The sequence below is a fragment of the Pseudomonas protegens genome (assembly GCF_003732485.1).
Taxonomy (GTDB): Bacteria; Pseudomonadota; Gammaproteobacteria; order Pseudomonadales; family Pseudomonadaceae; genus Aquipseudomonas; species Aquipseudomonas protegens_B.
Genome location: NZ_MOAK01000036.1, coordinates 189755 through 194571, shown reverse-complemented (window position 1 = coordinate 194571; position 4817 = coordinate 189755). Strand labels below are relative to the sequence as shown.

Here is a 4817-nt window from a genome sequence, read left to right as displayed (position 1 = left end):
AAGCAGACGGTAACCCGCGAGCACAGTGTCAAGGTCCTGGCCGAGAAGCCGGCAGTGGTCAAGCCGCCGGTGGCCCACATCGCAGGTGCGGCCCAGGCCAACGCCGGCGAGTCGGTCACCCTGGACGCCGCAGGCTCCAGCGATCCGGCCGGCCTGGCCCTGAGCTACAAGTGGAGCGTGACGCCCAGCCTGGCCTTCCAGGCCTCGGGGTCGAAACTGACCTTTGTCGCCCCCAAGAGCGATAAGGACGTCAGCTACCGTTTCACCCTGGACCTGGGCAACGGCAGCCATACCGTCAGCCGCAACCACAGCGTGACGGTGCTGGCGGACAAAGTGGAAACCCCAACCGGCTGCCTGGGCGCCTGGAGTCCCAAAGGCACCTACTGGGCCAATGACAAGGTCAGTCACAAGGGGCGTTTCTACATCGCCCGCTGGTGGACCAGCGGCAATGAACCCAGCGCCGCCACTGTCGGCGGAGAAGGCAGCGGCAAGGTCTGGCGTGACGCAGGCACCTGTAACTGACGCAAGACGGTGGCCGGCCGCTCCATAATCCGGTCACCCTTTTCCGGCAATCTCAGGTAAAAGGGTTGGCGCCGGCTGCTATCAGCCGTCGCCCACCCACTGCCGTTGATCGCTGCCTGATTCTCTCAGCGCGTCCCCCCAGGCAGAACATCGATGCGTTGCCTATGGAGACTTCAATGCGCAAATTTGCCCTGTCCGCATGGATGCTAGCGGGCCTTTCACTTTCCTTGTTCCTGCCTCTGGCCCATGCCACCGACCTCATCGGCTTTCGTGAAGTAACGCTGGCGGACGCAAACCAGCAACGCCCGCTGCATGTCGCCCTCTGGTACCCCACCGCAGCAACCACTCCAGTCCTGACTTCGGCACAGAGCCAGATTTTCCAGGGTATCCCCACCGTCAAGGATGCTTCCCCTGCCAGCGCCAAGCATCCGTTGGTGGTCCTGTCCCATGGCTATCGCGGCAACTGGCGCAACCTCAGCTGGCTGGTATCGGCACTGGTTGGCCAGGGCTACATAGTCGCCGCCCCTGACCATCCGGGCACCACTACATTCGACCGACGTCCGGCAGAAGCCGCAAAGCTCTGGGAACGTACTCACGATGTAAGCCGGGTCATCGACACCCTCACTACAGACAACACCTTGGCCGGCACCGTCGATCCGCAACGCATCGCTGCCATCGGCCACTCCCTGGGTGGCTGGACGGTCACGGCACTGGCCGGTGCCCGCTACAGCCCGCAGCGCTTCCTCGAAGAGTGCCGACTGCACCCCAACCCGCGCTTGTGCGGACTGGCTGCGGAACTGGGAATCACCCCGGACAACCAGGCCCCCCTGGAAGCGAGTCTGCGGGACCCGCGAGTCAAGGCGATTGTCTCGCTGGACCTGGGGTTTGCCCGCGGGTTTACCCCCGAGAGCTTATCGGCGCTGAAAACGCCGACCCTGGTCCTGGGTGCCGGGGTCAACATCGCTGACATGCCGGTGGAGATGGAGTCGGGTTATCTGAGCGCCCATCTGGCACCCGCTACCTCAAGCTTCAAGGTCCTCGCCGATGCCACCCACTTCAGCTTCATGCAGCTCTGCGCGCCAGGCGCCATTGCCCTGCTCAAGGAAGAAGCGCCAGGGGATGAAATTATCTGCCGGGATGGCGATGCCGGTGATCGCCAGGACATCCACCGGCAGGTGGCAAAACTAATCGGCGGCTTTCTCGATCAGAGCCTTGCCGGCCAACCACCTGCAGGCTGATCAGGCAACCTCTTGCTGAGAGGCGGCTTTCGGCTTGCGCCACTGGGGCAGGCCGATCAGTACCACCGCACTGATGATCACCAGCATGGCCAGGGCTTCTTCGATACCGATGGTCTCGCCGACAAAGACGATCCCCAGCAGCACCGCCACCGCCGGATTGACGTAGGCATAGCTGGTGGCCGCTGCCGGCCGCACGTGCTTGAGCAGGTACATGTAGGCGTTGAAGGCGATGATCGAGCCGAAGCCGGCCAGATAGGCCAGGGCCAGCCAACCTTCCAGCGGCGGCATGGCGTCCAGGTGCTCGCCGCTCAAGACGCTGCCGATCATCAGCACCACGCCACCGACGAGCATTTCCGCGGCGCTGGCCATGGCCCCCTGAGGCAGCGGCAGGTGCCTGCTCCACACCGAGCCGAAGGCCCAGGCCGCAGCGGCGAACAGCAACAGGGCTGCACCCAGCGGACTGGACTGCAGGTTGGAGCCGAGGTTGAGCATGCCGATGCCAATCATCCCGAGGATGATCCCGGCCCACTCCAGACGCGTGTTGCGTGCGCCCCAGAAGTAGCCGCAGAGCAGGGTGAACAAAGGCACCGTGGCCACCGCCAGCGCCGCCACGCCGGAGGTCACCCCGGAGTGTTCGGCCAACGTCACCGCACCGTTGCCGCAACTGAGCAACAAGACGCCGATGATCCCGGCGGCCTTCCATTGCGCCCAGGTCGGCGCCGGCACCCCTCGCCAGCGCAGGAAGGCATACATCAGGCTCCCGGCGATGATGAAACGCACGCCGCCGAGCATCAGCGGCGGCCAGTACTCGACGCCGATGCGGATCACCAGATAGGTCGACCCCCAGATCACGTACAAGGCGAAAAAGGCGGCGATCAACGGCAAGGGAAAACGGCTTTGGCCAGGCATGGGAGGCAGCTCGGAGACAGGCAGGGGGGAGCTCTATTCTAAAAAGCCGACCCGGGGAACTTAAGCTACAAAACCTGTTTATAACGGCAGTACACTTTCCAAAACATGGAGTTCAGGGCTATATGCCGTGTTTTCGAAAGCCGTACCTATTAGAGGCCTTCCATGGACAAATATGACCGTATGCTCCTGGCCAGCTTGCTGGAAAACGGCCGGGCGAGCTATGCCGAGCTGGCGCGCAAGGTCAACCTCTCGGCGCCGGCGGTGGCCGAGCGCGTGGCCAAGCTCGAAGCCAGCGGCGTGATCACCGGCTATCAGGCCAAGGTCGACATGGCCAAGGTGGGACTACCGATCCAGTGCGTGATCGAGTTGCGCCTGGCCCAGCACGGCAACCAGAAGAACTATGACGAACTGATCAAGATCCCCCAGCTCACCGAGTGTCATCGGGTGACGGGGGACCCCTGCGTGATCATGCAGGCTGCCGTGGGCTCGATGCCGGAGCTGGAGGAACTGATCAACCGCGTGGCCCAGTTCGGCTTCAGCAAGACCTCCATCGTGCTTTCCAGCGCCATCGAACGGCGTGTCCCCCTGGGGCAACTGGAAAACAACGGCAAGTGAGCCGGACCGGCCCTCAGAAACCGCGCTGGCGCTTGAGGTGTTCGGGGATCTTGGCGGCCGGGACCTTCTGCAACTTGCAGAGGAAGTCGTGGGACAGTTCACGCAAACCATGCTTGTGGCGTAGCTCGCCGGCCAGGTGCGCCACCAGGTTGGCGGCCATTTCGGCGTCGGCCATGGCGCGGTGAGCCTGGCCGGTGTGGGGCAAGCCGGCGAACGAGGTCAGGGTGCCCAGCTTGTGGTTCGGCGCCGCCGGCATCAGGCGCCGGGCCAGCAGCAGGGAACAGGCGAAATTCTGCAAGCGGGTGCGCTTGATCCGCCCCAGCTCGAAATCCCAGAACTTCTGGTCGAAGGCCGCGTTGTGGGCCAGCAACGGCGTGGTGCCGACGAACTCGTTGACCTCGTTCATCACCTGCTCCGCCGGCGGCGCGCTGCGCAGCATGGCGTTGCTGATGCCGGTCAGTTGTTCGATGAAGCCCGGCACCCGCACGCCGGCATTCATCAGGCTCTGGTAACGCTCGACGATGCGCCCCTGTTCAAGGATCACCACGGCGATTTCCGTGGCCCGGCAACTGCTGCTCGGGGAGATCCCGGTGGTTTCAAAGTCGATGACGGCAATACGTTCCAAACCTGTGCAGCTCCGTATAAAAATTGATCAGCTTTTCAGCAGCAAGGCGCCTTCGATCGGCACATAGCGCGTGGCCGCGCGAATCAGCGAATTGGCAGTCAGCCCCGGCACGCCATAAGCCACCGCGCTGACCCCGTGCTTGTGGATGATGCGCTCGAGCAGCAGGTCGAAGTCGCCGTCGCCGGAGGCCAGCACCACTTCGTCGACCTGGGCGGCGGCGTCCATGATGTCGATGGTGATGCCCACGTCCCAGTCGCCCTTGGCCGAGCCGTCGCTGCGCTGAATGTAGGGTTTGAGTTTTACCGTGAAACCCAGGTTGCGCAGGATCTGCTGAAACTGCTGCTGCTTGCTGTCACCGCGATCGATGGCATAGGCATAGGCTTCGACGATCTGCCCCTCCTTACTGATATCCGCCCACAGCGCCGCGTAGTTGAAGTGACAACCATAGGCCTGGCGGACGGTGTAGTAGAGGTTCTGGACGTCGGCGAACACAGCGATTTTCTTCACCGCTAATCCTCATGGCGCAGCAGCGCAAGGGCTGGAACGGGGCTCAAGACCCGAAAAGTCGCCCAGTATGCCAGTCACAAGGAATGTTCCGCGAATAATCGGTCCGGGGCAGACGCCTGTCCCGGACCGACGGAGCGTCAGACGAAGGAATCGTCGTCGGAAAAGAACGAACTGTCGTCGTTGTCGTAGTCGGTGTTGCTGAAGCCACCCTGGTCGTTGTTGCCCCAGGAGTCGTTGTTGGCCAACCGCTGATCGTCATTGCCCCAGCCGCTGTTGTCGCTGGCCGGAGCCGGTTCTTCCTTGATGACTTCGACGACTTCCTGAGGTTGCTGGTTGCTGTGGAACAGGCTGCTGATGCCCTGGGCCAGCATCACCCCGCCCGCCACGCCGGCAGCGGTTTT

General features: G+C 63.2%; 7 protein-coding genes. 3 read left to right on the top strand and 4 right to left on the bottom strand.

All coding sequences use genetic code 11. The features are described 5' to 3' along the window. Together BLX41_RS07795 and BLX41_RS07790 are read left to right on the top strand one after the other, a co-directional pair. Positions 1–522: carbohydrate-binding protein (locus BLX41_RS07795; protein WP_404942747.1), on the top strand; the 522-nt coding region annotated here is incomplete at its 5' end. Positions 523–698: 176 nt separating this feature from the next. After that, the gene (locus BLX41_RS07790; protein WP_123724411.1) at positions 699–1760 is read left to right on the top strand and encodes an alpha/beta hydrolase family protein; all 1062 of its coding nucleotides are present in this window, start codon (positions 699–701) and stop codon (positions 1758–1760) included. Here the strand turns inward: BLX41_RS07790 and yedA are convergent, their stop codons facing one another. Beyond that, positions 1761–2669 (bottom strand): drug/metabolite exporter YedA, encoded by a 909-nt coding sequence (gene yedA, locus BLX41_RS07785; RefSeq protein WP_123724410.1) that lies wholly within the window; start codon positions 2667–2669, stop codon positions 1761–1763. It lies immediately after the preceding gene. Positions 2670–2831: 162 nt separating this feature from the next. Between yedA and BLX41_RS07780 the strand changes: the two genes are divergently transcribed. Next, entirely contained in the window at positions 2832–3284 is a 453-nt protein-coding gene (locus tag BLX41_RS07780; protein WP_047306210.1) for an Lrp/AsnC family transcriptional regulator, read from the top strand. 13 nt (positions 3285–3297) lie between these two features. Here the strand turns inward: BLX41_RS07780 and BLX41_RS07775 are convergent, their stop codons facing one another. The 3 genes from BLX41_RS07775 to BLX41_RS34745 all read right to left on the bottom strand — a co-directional run. Continuing rightward, positions 3298–3909, bottom strand: a complete 612-nt coding sequence (locus tag BLX41_RS07775; protein WP_110596235.1) for a 3'-5' exonuclease — start codon at positions 3907–3909, stop codon at positions 3298–3300. A gap of 27 nt (positions 3910–3936) precedes the next feature. After that, a complete protein-coding gene (locus tag BLX41_RS07770; RefSeq protein ID WP_102882313.1) occupies positions 3937–4416 on the bottom strand; it encodes a LabA-like NYN domain-containing protein in 480 nt (159 codons plus the stop codon). 137 nt (positions 4417–4553) lie between these two features. After that, positions 4554–4817 (bottom strand): DUF2076 domain-containing protein (locus BLX41_RS34745; RefSeq protein ID WP_259744537.1); only part of this gene is annotated, 264 nt, incomplete at its 5' end.

Bases quoted from the DNA above. Each gene is read 5' to 3' on its own strand.
- BLX41_RS07790 (WP_123724411.1), top strand. From the start codon at position 699: ATGCGCAAATTTGCCCTGTCCGCATGGATGCTAGCGGGCCTTTCACTT.
- yedA (WP_123724410.1), bottom strand. From the start codon at position 2,669: ATGCCTGGCCAAAGCCGTTTTCCCTTGCCGTTGATCGCCGCCTTTTTC.
- BLX41_RS07780 (WP_047306210.1), top strand. From the start codon at position 2,832: ATGGACAAATATGACCGTATGCTCCTGGCCAGCTTGCTGGAAAACGGC.